The organism is Rhizobium sp. 01T417 (genome assembly GCF_056398905.1).
Map to the genome: position 1 here is coordinate 1 of NZ_JBFTQH010000030.1, position 15,144 is coordinate 15,144.

General features: G+C 60.9%; 18 protein-coding genes. 4 read left to right on the top strand and 14 right to left on the bottom strand.

What is annotated here, in order from left to right; translation table 11 throughout:
• Window positions 1-199 precede the first annotated feature (199 nt).
• From AC1DPR_RS23625 to AC1DPR_RS23660, 8 genes are all read right to left on the bottom strand, one after another.
• The gene (locus AC1DPR_RS23625) at window positions 200-631 is read right to left on the bottom strand and encodes a Ros/MucR family transcriptional regulator (protein ID WP_018859452.1); all 432 of its coding nucleotides are present in this window, start codon (window positions 629-631) and stop codon (window positions 200-202) included.
• Between the two features lie 441 nt (window positions 632-1,072).
• On the bottom strand, window positions 1,073-1,405 hold the full coding sequence (mnhG, locus tag AC1DPR_RS23630) for a monovalent cation/H(+) antiporter subunit G (RefSeq protein ID WP_192304235.1): 333 nt from the start codon (window positions 1,403-1,405) through the stop codon (window positions 1,073-1,075).
• The gene (locus AC1DPR_RS23635) at window positions 1,402-1,779 is read right to left on the bottom strand and encodes a cation:proton antiporter (protein ID WP_113471757.1); all 378 of its coding nucleotides are present in this window, start codon (window positions 1,777-1,779) and stop codon (window positions 1,402-1,404) included. Before AC1DPR_RS23635 ends, mnhG begins: the two co-directional genes overlap by 4 nt.
• Window positions 1,776-2,249 carry a Na+/H+ antiporter subunit E gene (locus AC1DPR_RS23640; protein WP_025661036.1) on the bottom strand — a complete coding sequence of 158 codons (474 nt, stop codon included), beginning with the start codon at window positions 2,247-2,249 and terminating at the stop codon, window positions 1,776-1,778. The genes AC1DPR_RS23635 and AC1DPR_RS23640 overlap by 4 nt, the downstream gene beginning before the upstream one ends.
• Window positions 2,246-3,802 carry a Na+/H+ antiporter subunit D gene (locus tag AC1DPR_RS23645; protein WP_113471758.1) on the bottom strand — a complete coding sequence of 519 codons (1,557 nt, stop codon included), beginning with the start codon at window positions 3,800-3,802 and terminating at the stop codon, window positions 2,246-2,248. The genes AC1DPR_RS23640 and AC1DPR_RS23645 overlap by 4 nt, the downstream gene beginning before the upstream one ends.
• Window positions 3,803-4,180: a Na+/H+ antiporter subunit C gene (locus AC1DPR_RS23650; RefSeq protein ID WP_018859457.1), complete on the bottom strand. Its 378-nt coding sequence runs from the start codon at window positions 4,178-4,180 to the stop codon at window positions 3,803-3,805.
• Window positions 4,180-4,599: a Na(+)/H(+) antiporter subunit B gene (locus tag AC1DPR_RS23655; RefSeq protein ID WP_018859458.1), complete on the bottom strand. Its 420-nt coding sequence runs from the start codon at window positions 4,597-4,599 to the stop codon at window positions 4,180-4,182. Before AC1DPR_RS23655 ends, AC1DPR_RS23650 begins: the two co-directional genes overlap by 1 nt.
• Window positions 4,596-6,974 (bottom strand): putative monovalent cation/H+ antiporter subunit A, encoded by a 2,379-nt coding sequence (locus AC1DPR_RS23660; RefSeq protein ID WP_113471759.1) that lies wholly within the window; start codon window positions 6,972-6,974, stop codon window positions 4,596-4,598. The genes AC1DPR_RS23655 and AC1DPR_RS23660 overlap by 4 nt, the downstream gene beginning before the upstream one ends.
• A gap of 386 nt (window positions 6,975-7,360) precedes the next feature.
• Here AC1DPR_RS23660 and msrB point away from each other — a divergent pair, with 386 nt between their 5' ends.
• Window positions 7,361-7,771, top strand: a complete 411-nt coding sequence (gene msrB / locus AC1DPR_RS23665; protein WP_018116550.1) for a peptide-methionine (R)-S-oxide reductase MsrB — start codon at window positions 7,361-7,363, stop codon at window positions 7,769-7,771.
• 19 nt (window positions 7,772-7,790) lie between these two features.
• Here msrB and AC1DPR_RS23670 read toward each other — a convergent pair whose 3' ends face one another.
• From AC1DPR_RS23670 to AC1DPR_RS23690, 5 genes are all read right to left on the bottom strand, one after another.
• Window positions 7,791-8,291: a GTPase domain-containing protein gene (locus AC1DPR_RS23670; protein ID WP_113471760.1), complete on the bottom strand. Its 501-nt coding sequence runs from the start codon at window positions 8,289-8,291 to the stop codon at window positions 7,791-7,793.
• Entirely contained in the window at window positions 8,288-8,794 is a 507-nt protein-coding gene (locus AC1DPR_RS23675) for a GNAT family N-acetyltransferase (protein ID WP_018116552.1), read from the bottom strand. The genes AC1DPR_RS23670 and AC1DPR_RS23675 overlap by 4 nt, the downstream gene beginning before the upstream one ends.
• Window positions 8,795-8,932: 138 nt before the next feature.
• A complete protein-coding gene (trhA, locus tag AC1DPR_RS23680) occupies window positions 8,933-9,601 on the bottom strand; it encodes a PAQR family membrane homeostasis protein TrhA (RefSeq protein ID WP_018859461.1) in 669 nt (222 codons plus the stop codon).
• Between the two features lie 200 nt (window positions 9,602-9,801).
• Entirely contained in the window at window positions 9,802-10,119 is a 318-nt protein-coding gene (locus AC1DPR_RS23685; protein ID WP_018116554.1) for a TraR/DksA family transcriptional regulator, read from the bottom strand.
• Window positions 10,120-10,155: 36 nt separating this feature from the next.
• Window positions 10,156-10,572 (bottom strand): universal stress protein, encoded by a 417-nt coding sequence (locus tag AC1DPR_RS23690; protein WP_018116555.1) that lies wholly within the window; start codon window positions 10,570-10,572, stop codon window positions 10,156-10,158.
• Window positions 10,573-10,864: 292 nt separating this feature from the next.
• On the opposite strand from AC1DPR_RS23690, the gene AC1DPR_RS23695 reads away from it, so the two are divergent.
• The 3 genes from AC1DPR_RS23695 to AC1DPR_RS23705 all read left to right on the top strand — a co-directional run bounded on the left by AC1DPR_RS23695 (window position 10,865) and on the right by AC1DPR_RS23705 (window position 14,274).
• Complete coding sequence (locus tag AC1DPR_RS23695; RefSeq protein WP_113471761.1) at window positions 10,865-11,725, top strand: VOC family protein; 861 nt, start codon at window positions 10,865-10,867, stop codon at window positions 11,723-11,725.
• 70 nt (window positions 11,726-11,795) lie between these two features.
• The gene (locus AC1DPR_RS23700) at window positions 11,796-12,962 is read left to right on the top strand and encodes an AI-2E family transporter (protein ID WP_113471762.1); all 1,167 of its coding nucleotides are present in this window, start codon (window positions 11,796-11,798) and stop codon (window positions 12,960-12,962) included.
• A 19-nt stretch (window positions 12,963-12,981) separates the two neighbouring features.
• Entirely contained in the window at window positions 12,982-14,274 is a 1,293-nt protein-coding gene (locus tag AC1DPR_RS23705) for an FAD-dependent oxidoreductase (protein ID WP_113471763.1), read from the top strand.
• Window position 14,275: 1 nt separating this feature from the next.
• Here the strand turns inward: AC1DPR_RS23705 and AC1DPR_RS23710 are convergent, their stop codons facing one another.
• Entirely contained in the window at window positions 14,276-15,088 is an 813-nt protein-coding gene (locus tag AC1DPR_RS23710) for a polysaccharide deacetylase family protein (RefSeq protein ID WP_026372088.1), read from the bottom strand.
• Between the last annotated feature and the right edge of the window lie 56 nt (window positions 15,089-15,144).

Below are 15,144 nucleotides of genomic sequence, written 5' to 3' on the forward strand. Positions count from 1 at the left end.
GGTTCTTGTTCATCGGCCCGCAGTTTCGATCCACGCTTCCTCCCCACGGTCGGTCGCCCTTCCGCAGTTGCGCTTCTCTTCGTTCGCCGTGACCAGCTTACGGTGGGACTTCCACCCACAAGAATGCGCCCATGCTGGGCGCACAAACACAAAAGCCGGGCTTCCGCCCGGCTCTACAGGATCAAATCTTTGGCAACGATCAGCCGCGTCCGCGCTTGCGACGCTGGCCGAGCCCCATTTCCTTTGCGAGGCGCGAGCGCGCTTCGGCATAGGCCGGCGCTACCATCGGGTAGTCGACGGGGAGCTCCCATTTCTCGCGGTATTCTTCCGGCGAGAGATTGTGGTGGGTCATCAGGTGACGCTTGAGCGACTTGAAGTTGCCGCCGCACTCCAGGCATGTGATCTGTTCATCCTGAACGGATTTACGCACCGATACAGCCGGCTTCTGCTTCTCGACAACCGCCGTTGCAGCTTGCGGCGTCGACGTATTGCTAAGTGCCGAATGCACGTCAGAAATCAGGTTAGCGAGATCGCCAACCGGGACCACGTGGTTGCTGACATAGGCGGCAACAATATCTGCGGTGAGCTCGACCAGCAACTCCGGCCCGCTACCGGCTGCAGTATCCGTCATAATACGTTTCTCCTGTTTCAATGCTCCAAAGGTCTAAGCCTCGTCAGCCAAGACCGTCATCGTAGAGCCAACAGCAAAAAACCCAGGCTACGGCAACCTGTTTCGAAAAACTGAAATCCACCCCTAGATTCCTGAGGCCGAAACCCGTTCTTATACTGCCCGATTTCGAATTAGTACGCTACCACGCAGCTTACTTCCTCAATTAAACACTGAAATCCAAAGCCAACGAGGAAATAAGCAACGTGATTCTAATTCAATATCAGAACTCTACTTGATCACCAATTATCACCGTTTTACGAAAACGCCAATTATTATTTCATATATATCTACCGAAAAATGTCTATTTCGCAAGAATTGCCTGCCATAAACCCAAACATTAACCATTAAGAAATCTGCAAAAGGGTGCAAAAATCAACTTAAAATACTGAATCGGAAGCGCTCTCATCTTTTGGCGAGGTCATCGCGCACCGATTGGGGGCCGAGGCGATATCCAGACTGGTGCGCGGCCTTGGCAAGGAGGTGCGCCGCGACCGGCGCCGTCAGCAGGAAGAAGACGAAACCGGCGAGCGCCCGTGCAAAGACCGAAACCTCGCCCGCGGCGACACCGGCGGCAAAAAGCAGCATGCCGGAACCGACCGTTCCAGCCTTGGAAGCGGCGTGCATGCGCGTGTAGAGATCCGGCAACCGCACGACGCCGAGTGCGGCAACGAGCGCAAACAACGAACCGGCCAGCAAAAGGAAAGCGACGACGAGCGCTGTCGCATAGTCCATCATTTCTTGCCCTTCCTGCCATTCTTGTCGCTGCGTTTGGCCGCGACTTTGGGCTTTTTCGGGGCACGCGCCTTTTTTTCGCTGTGCCGTTCCGCGACAGGAGCGCGCGACATCACGAAACGCGCGAAGGCGACCGTTGCCAGAAAGGCGACGAGTCCCAGCGAAATGGCGATGTCGATATAGAGGCTGAAGCCCGTCTTGACCGCCAATACGGCGATGAAGCCGATTGCCGTGCCTGACAGTGTATCGAGCGCCAGGATCCTGTCGGGCAGCGTCGGCCCGACGAGGACCCGCCATCCCGCCAGGAGAAAGGCAATCCCAAGGATGACCAGGGCAACCGCGGCGGCCGTGGACATGATGGCAAGCGGGGAGATCATCGAAATGCCTCCATGATCCGGCGCTCGAAACCGTTGGCGATATCGCGCTTGGTCGCCTCGGGATCGGCGCAATCCAGCGCATGCACGTAAAGCGTCTTGCGATCGTCGGAGACATCGACCGACAGTGTGCCCGGCGTCAGGGTGATCATGTTGGCTAGAAGCGTGATCTCGAAATCGCGGTCGACGGTCAGCGGAAAGGCGAAGATGCCGGGTTGCAGCCGCATGTTGGGCGTCAGCACCGTGACGGCGACCTTCCAGGCCGAGATCGCCAACTCCTTGAGAAACAGAAGGGCAAGCCGCACGATCGCGAAGGACCGGCGAAGATATCCCCGGCTTCCATAGGGTTCGCGGATGATGGACAAGCACAGGGCGCCGATCGCAAAGCCGAAGAGGAGGTTGTGCGGCGACGCGCTGCCGGTAACGGTCGCCCAGGCAATGGCGAGCAGCACGTTCAGCAGCAGGGCGATCATGGCATCCCTCCATCCGGGAAGACCGACTGCAGATAAGCTGTCGGATCGATGAGGCCGGTCGCCGCAGCTTGCGCCATGTCCAGCAGCTGTTCGGGCAGGATGCCGAAAGCAACGACAAGAGCTGTCAGGATGAAAAGCGGCAGCCCCGCCTGCCAGCTGATTGACACTGCCGCCTGCGGTGCCGTTGCCGGTCGCCAGTAGGCGAGCAGGAAGACGCGTCCGAATACGACGGTCAGCAGGAAGCCGCCGATCAGGATCGCGGCGGCCAGCCACCAGGCGCCGATGTCGATCGATGCTCTGACCAAAATCACCTTCGGCCAGAAGCCGGAAAAGGGCGGCAACCCACACGCGGCGACGAAGAGGATGAAAGAGAACGCGGCAAAACCGCCGCTCTTGCGATAGAGGCCGCCGAGCGCGGTCAGCGAGAAACCGCCGGCAAGGGCGGCAGCCTGCCCGGCGAGAAGATAGAGCGCCGTCATCAGCACCATCGAATGCAGCGCGTAGAAGATCGCGCCGGACAGGCCGCCGGGCGTGCCTAGCGCTATGCCGACCAGCATGTTGCCGATGCCCGAGATCACGACATAGCCGAGGAGCTTGCGGATATCGTCCTGCGCCAGCGCCCCAAGCGCGCCGACGACGATGGTCGCTGCCCCCACCGCCGCAATCAGAAGGCTCAATTGTTCGCGCTCGATCGGCAGCAGCATGACCATGACGCGAATGAGGGCGTAGACGCCGACCTTGGTCAGCAGACCGGCAAACAGTGCCGACACGACGATGCGCGGCGTATGATAGGAGGCCGGCAGCCAGAAATTGACAGGAAAGGCAGCGGCCTTCATGGCAAAGGCCAGCAGCAAGAGGGCGGAAAGGGTCATCAGCGGCGCGGTGTCGCGCACACTCTCCACCTTGCCAGCGATATCGGCCATGTTGAGCGTGCCGAAGACAGCGTAGACGATGCCGACCGAGATCAGGAACAGCGTCGTGCCGATCAGGTTCAGCACCGCATATTTCATGGCCCCGTCGATCTGCCCGCGCTCGGAGCCGAGGATCAACATCCCGAAGGACGAAATGAGAAGCACCTCGAACCAGACATAGAGGTTGAAGACGTCGCCTGTCAGGAACGCGCCGGAAACGCCTGCCATCAGAAGCAAAAGGAAGGGAAAGAAACCGTATCGGCGGCCGCTTTCGGTGACGTCCTTCAACGCATAAAGGCCGCCGGCGAGCGCTGCGATGGCAGCGGTCAGGGCCATCAGCGCGCCGAAGAGATCGACGGTGAAGGCGATGCCGAACGGCGGAAGCCAGCGCCCCATGACCATGGTCAGCGGGCCATGCGCCACCACCTTCGCCAACAGCGCGGCATCCAGCAGGACCAGACCGGCAAGGCCCGGAATGGCGACCTGCGCCTGCAGTCGCAGCGAGCCGCGCATCATCAAGAGCACGGCGCCGAGCGTGATGCAGAGCGCCACGGGTGCGATGACGAGCCAGTTGGCGAGCGGCACAGGCGCCGTGACCATCGCAGCCGAGAGATCGGTGATCGTGCTTACCGGAGCCGCCATCTAGTACCCCATCGGCGGCAGCGGTGGATCGACGGGCTCGGCGACACGCATTTCGTCGGTGTTGTCGGTGCCGATGTCCTGATAGGCGCGATAGGTCAGCACCAGCAGGAAGGCGAGGAAGGAAAAGGAGATGACGATCGCCGTCAGGATCAGCGCCTGCGGCAGCGGATTGGCGGCGCCGTTAGGGAGCGTATCGAGGTTTGCCGCGATGATCGGCGGCACCTCGCGCGTCAAACGTCCTGCGGTAAACAGCAACAGGTTCACCGCGTTGCCGAGGACGGCGATCCCGAGCATGATCCGGATCGAGAATTTCGACAGCATCAGATAGATCGCGGCGGCGAAGAACAGGCCGACGAGGATCGCAAACAGCGGCTCCATCACTCGATCTCCCTTTCCTCAAGCGCCAGCGCGATCGAGGTGATGGCACCGACGACCACCAGGTAGACCCCGATATCGAAGAGCATGACGGTCGAGAGCGGCACCTCGACACTGGCTATCTCAGGATAGATCCACAGCCCGGTCATGAACGGCACGGCAAAGACGACCGACAGCAGACCGGCGGAGCAGGACATCAACAGTCCGGCCCCTGATATCGCCAGGGGATGGAAGACGATGGCGCGGCGCACGGCGCCGACGCCGCGGGCAATGCCGAAGATCGCCAGCGCCGAGGCGGCAATCAACCCGCCGATGAAGCCGCCGCCCGGCTCGTTGTGGCCGCGCAGGAGCACAAAGACGGAAAAGAGCAGCATCAGAGCCGTCAACACCGGCGTGATCGTGCGGAAGATCAGTGTGTTCATGGGCGCTCGATCCCCAGATCCTCAGGCGCGTCAGGATCGTTTTCGGCAAGCTTGCGCTCGGTCTGCGCGCGGATTCGAATGAGGGCGAGGATCGCAAGGCCGGTGATGGCGACGACCGCGATCTCACCCAGCGTGTCGGTGCCGCGGAAATCGACGATGATGACGTTCACGACGTTGGCGCCGTGCGCGATGGTCTTTGAGTAAGTGTTGAAGAACTCCGTCAGCGCATTGTTGAACGGCCCCTGCGTGGCCTTCATCAGAAGCAGCGCGAAACCAGAGCCGCAGGCGATCGCGATGCAGCCGTCGAATATCTTCTGGCTGAGCGGCCGCCGATCGGTCGGCGACAATTGAAGGCGGGTCATGACAAGCGCCAGGATGACGACCGACAGGGTCTCCACCATGAACTGCGTGAAGGACAGGTCGGGCGCGCCGAACAGCAGGAATATGATGGCGACGGAGAAGCCCTGGATGCCGAGCGAGACGATCGCCGTCAGCCGGTCGCGCGCGATGACAACGCTCAACAGACCAAGAACGGCGAGCAGGAAGATCGCCCATTCGTGGACCTGGACCTGCCGTGGCCAGACAGGCAGCATCGGCATTTCGCCATAGAGCCAGAGGGGGACGAGCAGGATTGCGGCAAGGCAGAGGAAGGTGCAGGTGATGTAGAGTTCAAGTCGCCCCGGCTGGACGAACCGCGTTACGCGCATCGATAATCTAATCAGACCTACGATGAAGTAATCGAAGCCACGATCCGGTCCGGGTCCTAGCTTGCACAGTACCGTCGCCATGGCCAGACGCGCCTGGTCTATCCGCCAATAAACGAGCGTGCCGAGCGCGATCGTAAGACCAGACAGAAGCAGCGGCACGCCGACATGCGGGATAAGGGAAATCTCGATCACGCTCGCCGATCCACGGATGGCGGATGCCGTTGGAGACGAGATGTAATGGTGCGCCGTTGCGGAGAAAACCGCAGTCATCAGGCCCAATAGCGCCAGCAAGACAGGACCGACCCAAAGCAATGGCGGTGCCTCGTGTGGGTGCTTGGGCGTTGCACGGACCGGCCCGAGAAACGGCTTCAGCGCCACGGCGAAGCCAATCGCGAACATCAACGCGTTGCCCGCGACCGCAACCATTGTGAAGACGATCGATCGTGGGTCCGCATGTGCCAGCGCGGCGTAAATCTCTTCCTTGGCGAGGAATCCGAAGAACGGCGGCAGACCGCCCATGGAAATAGCCGCGGCGAGTGCTGCCGCAAAGGTCAGCGGCATCGCCGCTTTCAAGCCGCGCAGACTGGTGATGTCGCGCGTGCCGGTCTCATGGTCGATGATGCCCGCAACCATGAACAGCGCACCCTTGAAGAGCGAATGCGCCATGAGGTAGAGCGCCGCGGCCTCGGTGGCATAGGGCGCGCCGAAGCCGGTCAACAGCACGAGAAGGCCAAGCGAGGAAACGGTCGTATAGGCGAGTTGCAGCTTGAGATCGGTCTGGCGGATCGCAAGCAGCGTGCCGACGATCAGCGTCACGCCACCGAAGAGCGGCAGCAACGTCTCCCAGGCCGGTGTCCCGCCCATGACGGGATTGAGGCGCATCAGGAGATAGACGCCCGCCTTCACCATCGTTGCCGAATGCAGGTAGGCCGAGACCGGCGTCGGCGCCTCCATCGCGTTCGGCAGCCAGAAGTGAAACGGAAACTGCGCCGATTTGGTAAAGGCGCCACAGAGGATGAGGATCAGGATCGCCAGATAATATGGATTGCCACGCAGCAGATCGCCGGATTGCAGCAGCGTCGACAAATCAGTCGCGTTTGTCGTGCTCCAGATCAGGAGCAGGCCCGCCAGCAGCAGCAGGCCGCCACCGCCGGTAACGACGAGCGCCTGCAGGGCGGCGCGACGCGCTGCCTCGCGCTCGTGGTCGAACCCGATCAAGAGGAAGGAGGTAATCGACGTCAGTTCCCAGAAGATGAAGAGCATCAGCAGGCTGTCCGAGACGACGAGGCCGAGCATGGCGCCCATGAACAGGAAAATAAAGGAGAAGAAGCGCCCCTGATCCAGATGCCCCTTCAGGTATCCGCCCGAATAGAGGACGATCAGCGTGCCGATCCCGGTAATCAGCAGCGCGAAGGTCAGCGAAAGACCGTCGAGCAGCCAGGAAAAGCGGAGGTCGAAGCTCGGCACCCAGGCATAGCCGCCTGTTATCACCTCGCCGCCCGCTATGACCGGCAGCAGGCTGGCGAAGTGCGCAAAGGCCAAAAGCGGCGCAAGCGCCAAGAGCCAAGCGGCGTTCGCCCCAAGGACGCGAACGAGAAAGGGAGCGAGAACTGCGCCGAGAAGTGGCAGACACAAGGCCGCAAATGTCAAAGCCGTGACACCGGCCATGTGCCCTCCTCTGCTGGCAGTGCTTCGTGGAGCCGGCGAAAGCCGGAAGTCCGTCAGGTTTACGAGAACTGGAGCGCGGTCACAAGTCTTGTTCGACCGGGAGCAACCGGCAGCGGCAGGATACTCACAGGGAACGGATCATCTCGGGTCGGTCAGCCCCTTGCAGTATCTTCGAAGCGTCTATTGAAGCGATAGTCACAGACTCTGTCCAGGGCGCCTCAAACCTCCGGGGCGATCGGTTTATCGACGAAATATCAACGGCATCGCCGTTTTCGCCGGAACGGGATGACGCTTTGACGAGCTCGGCATCCCTTGATCCATGCGACCTTTCGCACCACATTGCTGTCGAAAATCAAAGCCGCCCCCCGGCGCGAAAGGAACAAGCCATGGCCGATACGACAATCGCCAAAGTTCACAAGACCGACGCGGAGTGGAAGGAACAGCTGACTCCCGAGCAATACCGGATCACCCGCCAGCATGGCACCGAGCGTGCCTTTACCGGCCCCTATTGGGATTCGTTCGAAACCGGGCTCTATCGTTGCGTCGGCTGCAATGCACCGCTGTTCCGCTCAGACACGAAGTTTGATGCCGGTTGCGGATGGCCGAGCTATTTCGAAGCTGTCTCACCCGACGCGGTGACCGAACTCCGCGATACGACCTACGGCATGGTCCGCACGGAGATCCGCTGCGGCACTTGCGATGCCCATCTGGGGCATGTCTTCCCCGATGGTCCGCCGCCGACCGGCCTGCGCTACTGCATCAACGGCCACGCGATGGTGTTCGAGCCGGAGAAATAAAAGCTCGCGTCCGAGCTGCTTAGAAGCGTTCGACTACCGCCTGGACGCTTTCATCCAGCGACAAGCGGGACGTATCCAATATCGCGCATTTCTTTGCCACGGCCTCGCGGCGGAGGAAGGATGCCCAGATCATCATTTCGGTATTGGCAAGCTCTGGCTGCCGGCGTTCGACCGCCAGGCGATGCGTTCGTGTTTCGTCATCGCAGTCGGCCAGCAGCGGCAAATAGGCAATGCCTGTTGCTGTTGCCGCTTCTTCTAGAAATGCAAGGCGCATCTGGCCTTCGAGCAACTGATTTCGGCCGGAGTGCTGTGCCTCCGCGAGGCTCTCCAACCACTTGAAGGTCATGGCCCGCTGCCATCCGGCTGGCGAGCCGTAGTCCGCCGCCATCCGCGAAAGCGGGGGAACGCCGATGTCATCGAAATGGTAGACGTCGATTTCACCAGCGAACCGAGCGGCGATCGCCTTGGAAATCGCCGTCTTGCCCGATCCGGAAGCGCCAGTGAGAACGATGAGGCTCACTTCGTGACCCTAAGCTCCATGCAAGTCAGATCGAGCCAGCGGCCGAACTTCGTGCCGACCTCCGAGAAGGTGCCGGCAACGCGGAAACCAAGCTTTTCGTGCAGTTTGATGGACGCAGCGTTTGCCGCCTCGATGCCGGCGATCATCACGTGGATGTTGGCCTCGGCCGCACGCTCGATCAGCGCCCGCATCAGCAATTCGCCGATCCCCGCGCCGCGGCAATCCTTGTCGACATAGACTGAGTGTTCGACCGTGTGGCGGTAGCCGTCGAAGGCTCGCCAGTCACCATAGGAGGCATAGCCTGTGACCTTGCCATCCTTCTCCGCAACAATGACCGGGAAGCCCTTTGCCTTGCGGGCCTTGAACCACTCGATGCGGTTGTCGAGATCAACCAGCGTTTCGTTCCAGATGGCGGTCGTATGCTCGACAGCGTGATTATAAATATCGCGGATTGCCGGGAGGTCGGCTTCGGTGGCATCGCGCACGAGAACGGCGTGGTTCATATCAAGTCCAATTTCAGTTCGGTTCCGGCAAGCGGCATACGCCCGGCATTCAGCGTTGTAAACCAACGAAATGACGGGACGAAAGCGATCATTCGCGATAGCAGAGAATTGATCGAAATGGACACGCAGGCCGGCTGATCAGACCCCGGAGCCTGCCATGCTGAAGCAGGTGAGCACCGCCGAGTAGTGCACGGCCGCCGCGGCGACCACGAAGCCGTGCCAGATGGCGTTCTGGAAGCGCAGCTTCTCCCAGACGTGGAAGATGACACCGAGGGAATAGATGATCCCGCCGATGAGGATCAGGAGCATCGATACAAAGGGGATGCGCTCCGCCACCGGCCCGGCCACGAAGATGCCGCTCCACCCCATGCCGAGGTAGAGAAGGATGGCAACCTTGTCGAAGCGGCCTGGAAGGGCGCACTTCAGGAAGATGCCGAGCCCCGCGATCGCCCAGATGCCGATGAGCATCCCGAACAGCAGCGGACTGTCGGCGCCACGCTCCAGGAAGGGTGTGTAGGTGGCGGCGATCAGGATGAAAATCGAGGAATGATCGAGCCGGCGAAGGAACCACTTCGTCCGCGAAACCGGCCAGGCGTTATAGGAGAAGGAGATGCCGATCGTCAGCACGAGGCCGACGCTGTAGATCCATGCCGCCGCGAGTTCGCCATTGGAACTCCAGAGAGTGGCGTAAAAGATCAGAACGGTCGCGCCGATGAGCGCGAAAGCAAGCCCAATGCCATGGACGACCCCATCGGCGATCAGCTCATATTTGTCGTAAGCCCAGCGGATGCCGTTGAACTCTGTCATGCCGGGAAACCCCTCACCTTTCCAACCGATCGTCGCACCGAAACGGTGTGCAGGCAACACAACAGCGATGGCACGCCGTTACATCTTCGTGAGCCTTGGACGCTGTGGCTTCGGCGTGGAGATACACAGGTGGAAGGCAGAAGGGTAGCCTGAAAATGGGCCACCCTTGATGACATGCCACCTTAATGACTTAGAGCCTTTCAGCTCATGCAGTCTTCGCAGAGCGGGGCATAGGGTACGGCGCCGAGACGCTTCTTCGAAATCGGCTCGCCGCAGCGGACGCAGGTGCCATACGTGCCTTTCGTGATCCGATCGAGGGCTGCGTCGATGGCGCGCAGCTCTTCCTGGCCGGCCTGGCCAAGCCCCTCCAGCACTTCGTCGTTCTCGCTCTCGATCGCGCGGTCGTCGCTGTCCTGCTCCTTGGTGCGCCCGAGATCAACGTCGATGCGACTCAGCCGCGATAGAAGCTCGCGCTGGCGGTTGCGTAGGATCTGCTCGTAGGTCTGCGTGTCGGTCATGGATATTCCTCCATCGGTCTTTTGCCGTTGTTCTTCTCAGCGCTGCCTATCGACCAGCACCGAGCATTTGGCATGCCTGACGACGCGGTCGGCGGTGGCACCGATGAAGTAGTTGCTGAAGTCGGGAATGTGCGAGGCGACGATGATCAGATCCGCATCATGCGCTTCGGCGGCAGCGAGGATACTGTGGGCGGGGCGGCCGTGACCGATTTCGATCATTGCCGGTATGCCGCTCGTGCGGATCAGCATGCCGAGCTTCTGTTCGGCATCGTCGATCGCGTTTTGCCGCAGCTCGGGCGGCAGATCGATCGCGACATAGGTGGGAACGTCCTCGACAACGTTGAGCAAAATGATCTCGCCACCTTTTTCAAGGAGCGTGGATGCCTTGCGGAGCGCCTTTTCGCCCCTGTCCAACCCGCCTATTTCTATCGGAACGATGATTCTCTTGTACATTCAGGCCCTCCAGCGCTGCCGTTTCTTACGGCCACATCCTCTCAAGAGATAAATAAGGCGCTTTGATCAAGATCAAGATCAGGATGGATTCTTGTCAACAAGCATCGAACGCTGAATCGTCAAAATCGGATCTTCTGTGAACAATCAGAATGCGCCATATAGTGATCAAGTACAGCGACCAAGGGAACCTCTGAGGCACATGAACCGGCGCAAATTCCTTGGTATTGCTACGGGCGGCGCTTTCGCCGCTACCGCCGGTATGCCTCCCCCATCCAAGGCAGGAGATACACCCATGACCACTGAAACGTCCTACGCCCTGACGCGTCCTGCCTATGTCGATCAGTCGCATCTCGTCGTCACCGACCTGCCGCTGGTTTCCAATTTCTATCAATCGATGCTTGGCCTTAGTGTCATCGAGAAAAGCGCGAGCGGCGAAATCCTCGGTGTCGACGGCACGCCACTTCTGACGCTGACGACAGGCAAGGATGTGCGTGTCGCACCGCGCAACGCAGCCGGCCTTTTCCATACGGCCTTCCTGATGCCCAGCCGCACCGAGCTCGCCCGCTGGCTGCGCCACGCGGCGCACAACAATGTCGTCCTGGACGGCGCATCCGATCACCTCGTCAGCGAGGCCATCTATCTCTCCGATCCGGAAGGCAACGGCATCGAGATCTATGCCGACCGTTCCCACGACCAATGGAAATTCCAGCCGGACGGTCAGGTGGAAATGGCGACGCTTCGCCTCGATCTGCAACCGCTCTACAACAGCGCACCCAACGATGCCTGGAACGGAATGGCCGACGGAACGGCAATCGGCCACATCCACCTGCAGGTCGGCAACATTCCGGAAGCAGACACCTTCTACCGCGATATTCTTGGCCTGAAGCTGATGGCGCGCTATCCCGGCGCCAGCTTCTTTGCGACCGGCGACTACCATCACCATGTCGCCGCCAACATCTGGAACAGCCGCGGCGCCGGCACCCGCGCCGAGGGCATGACGGGCCTTTCCGACTACACGCTACGCTTCAACGACAAGGAAGCGCTCAAAAAAGCTGTCACCAAGCTCGACGAACTGGAGATCAAGAGTGAAACGCGCAATGGCGGTGTCTTCCTGCATGATCCCTGGGGCATCGGCCTGACCCTGTCTGCCTGACCTTAGGAACCTGAAGGGGTTCCGCGCGTTTCCGTCGCGAAGCAACTGGGCTTCCGGGGATCGTCTATCGATGGGAATTGCCAACGGCTTCCGCAAGCAGGCCAGCAAAATGACAGTGGGCACGACTCCCGTCAGCGCCTGGGCAGAAAAACTGACCCAGGACACGGAGGAGATGCCACAAGCGCCGATGCGTCGCCTGGAGAAGGACGGGCTTGATGTCAGCATGGCCTGGGCCGTCATCGGTATCTTTGGAGTGCTTGCACTATCGGCCATCTACATGATGTCGTTGATCCTCATTCCGGTGACGCTCGCCGTCGTCGTCGGCATGATCCTTGGGCTGCTGGCGGAAAAGCTCAGCAAGCTCGGCGTGCCGCGCATCACCAATGCGGTCATCCTGTCTACTGCGGTTGCGCTTGTGATCGCGCTTCTCGCCAATTCGCTTGCCGGACCGGTGACAAGGCTCGTCAACGAGGGCCCGGCCTTCGTCGAGAAGACCTTCAACCGCCTCATGCCCTATCTCGAGCGCATCAAGTGGCTGCACATTACGCCGGAGACTTTCCAGACCGGGCCAATGTCGAGTGAGAAGCTTCTGGAGAACACTGGCAACGTCGTGCATCTCGTCAGCACCAACCTCACCCCTGCCCTCGTGCAGGCGTTGATCTTCTTCGCCGCGTTGCTGCTTTTCCTTGCCGGACGGGTGACGTTGCGCAAATCCATCATTATGGTGTTCCGGTCGCGCTCGCAGCGCCTTGCCGCCATCCGCGTGATCAACGGCGTGGAACAGGTTCTCGGATTTTATTTTGCGACGGCGTCGCTGATCTACGTCTGCCTTGGCCTCGTGATGATGGTGATCGCCTATGTAGGCGGCCTGTCGGCGCCGGTGCTCTGGGGCTTCTTCGCGTTCCTGTCGAGCTTCATCCCCTATCTCGGCATTACGATGATGACGCTGGCGGTCGCCATCGCGGGGATCATCACGCATGACGGCATCGTGGTGGGCCTTATGCCAGCGGCGGCATTCTTCATCGTCCACCTCGTCATGGAAAACCTGATCTTCCCGGCGGTCATGGGAAAGCGCCTGGAAATCAATCCCTTCGTGGTGTTTCTGGCGATCTTGTTCTGGACTTGGATGTGGGGCGCAGTTGGTGCTATGCTGGCACTACCACTATCGCTGATTGTCATGACCATCGTCGATGAACTTTTCATCGAAGAGAGACTGCAACCGCAATTGCCGAAATAATTGAGGTAAGAAGCGTCAGATGGCAGAAATCGATCTTGCAGATTCCAGCCAGAACCGGCTGAAGAGCGGCACCTCCCCTTGGAGCCACGCAGGAACAAAGCCCAATTACCAGCCACTTCAGGACAATCTCAAAGTCGACGCCATGGTGATCGGCGGCGGGATTACCGGCGCGCTGATGGGCCAGCACCTCGCGGAACGAGGTCTTTCCGTGGTCATCGTCGACCGCGAGACGCCGGGTCTCGGCAGCACGGCAGTGAGCACCGCCATGCTGCAGTGGGAGATAGACCGAACGCTGAGCGAACTCGAGCGTTTCCATGGCTTCGAACGCGCCGCCGGCATCTACAGGCGGGGCGCAGCCTCGGTCGCCGGTCTCTCCAAGCTGATCGTCGCCCACCGGATCGCCTGCAACCTGCTTCCCCGGCAATCGCTGTTCCTCGCCAATAACCAGGAGGGCGCGGGCGATCTTCGCAGGGAGGTCGAGCTGCGTCGTCGTGCCGGACTGCCAAGCCGGTATCTGGAACATTGCGATCTCTTTACCGAGTTCGAAATCGACCGCGATGGGGGCATCCTGTCGCGCGGCTCGGCGGAGGCCGATCCGCTGCTCATGACCTGGGGCCTGCTGGACATTGCCGTGAAGCAAGGCGCGCGCCTGATCAGCGCCTCGGTCACCAAGCTACATAGCGAAGGCGGGCGGGTCAGCGCCGAAACAGACGGTGCGTTCGTCATCGAGGCGAAAACGGCGGTGCTCGCCACCGGCTACGCCATGCCGGGCATCGATATGCCGAAACAGCACCGGATGACATCGAGCTGGGCGCTGGCGACGATACCGCAGGATCCAGCAGCGCTCTGGCGCGATCAGGTGCTGATCTGGGAAAACAGCCACCCCTATCTCTACATGCGCACGACGCCTGATGGGCGGATCATCGCTGGCGGCGAGGATGACGACACCGTCGATCCCGCGGCCCGCGACGCCAAGCTGGCCGAAAAGATCATGACGATCCGGGAGAAGATGAAGCGGCTCTGGTCCAGCGCCGACACCCGCGTCGCGACGGCATGGTGCGGCACGTTCGGGGCGACGTCGGACGGGCTACCGCTGATCGGTCCGGTTCCCTCGATGCCACAAGTCTATGCCGCCCATGGCTATGGCGGCAACGGCATCACCTTCTCCTATCTTGCGACACAGGTTATCGGCGCACTGATCGGCGGAGGGTACCGCGACTGGTTTGATGATTTCGCGCTGGATCGCGACGCGCCCGACGTGCCCCGACCCTCGAACGTGAGTGAGGAAACGCTACAGAGCGCCCTTGGCTAGCTCACTGCGTCGTCCGGTCGTCGCCGGTGTCCTCGACATCCTGCAGCCGGACGAATTCGACACCCTTGGCCATGAGATCGACGATCGCCTTGGCGACGCCCTCGCCGGCGGCGTGGGTCGGCTGGTTGATGTGGGAGATCACGACGTCGCCGTCTTTGGCCGATGCAATGCGCTTTTCCGTGACAACGGCGCCGAGCAGCGAGCCGCCGTCTCCATTCACCGAGTAACCGGCGATGCGGTACCCCATGTCGCGAATCTGGGCGATGGCGGAGAGGTCGTATTTGGCGGTCGAGCCGCGGAACCAGTGCGGCGGGGCAATACCGGCTGCGAGCATCGCATCGGCACCGCCCTGCACTTCCTGCCGCACGGCCTCGGGCGAGCCCGCGGACGCGATGCCATAGATCGAGACCGGCTTGTCGACGGCTGGAACGTGATTCTGACCGTGGTTCTCGAGTTCGAACAGATCGGGATTCTCAAGGAAGACCTGCAGCGCCTGCGGATTGTGCTTCAGCCAGCGCGCAGTGACGAAAATGGTCGCGGGAATGCGCTCCTGGACCAGCACCGAGAGGATGCGGTCGTCGGCCTGACCCATGCAAGCGTCAAAGGTCAGCGCCACCCGCGCGTGACCCTTGATGCCCGACCGGGCAATGCGCAGATGCGGCTCAACCAGCTTCGGCCCTGCTGCCATCTTGGGGGCCTGCACGACCTTCGAGGGCGCGGTGACGACCGGCGCTTCCTCCGGCGGAGGAGCGGCAGCGGACACAATCGAGGCGGATGCGATCAGCAACGCCGAAACGAGAAGAATACGATTCATGCCAAAGAGAAGCCGTTCGTGGTTCAAGCGCTGCATAATGCACATCGCGGTCAGGC

Bases quoted from the DNA above. Each gene is read 5' to 3' on its own strand.
- mnhG (WP_192304235.1), bottom strand. From the start codon at position 1,405: ATGATGGACTATGCGACAGCGCTCGTCGTCGCTTTCCTTTTGCTGGCC.
- AC1DPR_RS23705 (WP_113471763.1), top strand. From the start codon at position 12,982: ATGGCAGAAATCGATCTTGCAGATTCCAGCCAGAACCGGCTGAAGAGC.
- msrB (WP_018116550.1), top strand. From the start codon at position 7,361: ATGGCCGATACGACAATCGCCAAAGTTCACAAGACCGACGCGGAGTGG.
- AC1DPR_RS23660 (WP_113471759.1), bottom strand. From the start codon at position 6,974: ATGGCCGGTGTCACGGCTTTGACATTTGCGGCCTTGTGTCTGCCACTT.
- AC1DPR_RS23645 (WP_113471758.1), bottom strand. From the start codon at position 3,802: ATGGCGGCTCCGGTAAGCACGATCACCGATCTCTCGGCTGCGATGGTC.
- AC1DPR_RS23690 (WP_018116555.1), bottom strand. From the start codon at position 10,572: ATGTACAAGAGAATCATCGTTCCGATAGAAATAGGCGGGTTGGACAGG.
- AC1DPR_RS23675 (WP_018116552.1), bottom strand. From the start codon at position 8,794: ATGAACCACGCCGTTCTCGTGCGCGATGCCACCGAAGCCGACCTCCCG.
- AC1DPR_RS23710 (WP_026372088.1), bottom strand. From the start codon at position 15,088: ATGAATCGTATTCTTCTCGTTTCGGCGTTGCTGATCGCATCCGCCTCG.
- AC1DPR_RS23695 (WP_113471761.1), top strand. From the start codon at position 10,865: ATGACCACTGAAACGTCCTACGCCCTGACGCGTCCTGCCTATGTCGAT.
- AC1DPR_RS23700 (WP_113471762.1), top strand. From the start codon at position 11,796: ATGGGAATTGCCAACGGCTTCCGCAAGCAGGCCAGCAAAATGACAGTG.
- AC1DPR_RS23655 (WP_018859458.1), bottom strand. From the start codon at position 4,599: ATGAACACACTGATCTTCCGCACGATCACGCCGGTGTTGACGGCTCTG.
- AC1DPR_RS23650 (WP_018859457.1), bottom strand. From the start codon at position 4,180: ATGGAGCCGCTGTTTGCGATCCTCGTCGGCCTGTTCTTCGCCGCCGCG.
- AC1DPR_RS23685 (WP_018116554.1), bottom strand. From the start codon at position 10,119: ATGACCGACACGCAGACCTACGAGCAGATCCTACGCAACCGCCAGCGC.
- trhA (WP_018859461.1), bottom strand. From the start codon at position 9,601: ATGACAGAGTTCAACGGCATCCGCTGGGCTTACGACAAATATGAGCTG.
- AC1DPR_RS23635 (WP_113471757.1), bottom strand. From the start codon at position 1,779: ATGATCTCCCCGCTTGCCATCATGTCCACGGCCGCCGCGGTTGCCCTG.
- AC1DPR_RS23625 (WP_018859452.1), bottom strand. From the start codon at position 631: ATGACGGATACTGCAGCCGGTAGCGGGCCGGAGTTGCTGGTCGAGCTC.
- AC1DPR_RS23640 (WP_025661036.1), bottom strand. From the start codon at position 2,249: ATGATCGCCCTGCTGCTGAACGTGCTGCTCGCCATTGCCTGGGCGACC.